Below are 259 nucleotides of genomic sequence, written 5' to 3'. Positions count from 1 at the left end.
CGCCCTGGGCGGGTCCGTCCCGGAGCGCCGGTCCAAGCACGCCGAGATCTCCTTGCCGGACGCGAAGTCCTATGAGGTGGCCAAGCGTGGCTCCGGCAAGCAACAGGCCGCTACGACGATGGCGTTCGTCCGGCTCTTGAAGGACCTTCTCCGTGACAAGAAGTTCGGGGACCGGTTGGTTCCCATCGTGCCCGACGAATCCCGGACCTTCGGCATGGATGCGTTCTTCCCGACGGCGAAGATCTACAACCCGGGCGGG

1 protein-coding gene is annotated in these 259 nt (G+C 65.6%); it reads left to right on the top strand.

The window, feature by feature from the left end; translation table 11 throughout:
- Positions 1 to 259, top strand: a 259-nt coding sequence (locus tag FDW84_RS19075; RefSeq protein WP_138611041.1) for a hypothetical protein, incomplete at both ends; no start/stop codon positions are given.

Source organism: Pseudarthrobacter sp. NamE5 (genome assembly GCF_005796225.1).
Taxonomy (GTDB): domain Bacteria; phylum Actinomycetota; class Actinomycetes; order Actinomycetales; family Micrococcaceae; genus Arthrobacter.
Note: the sequence above shows the minus strand (reverse complement) of the source record. Positions and strands in the feature narration are given on the sequence as shown.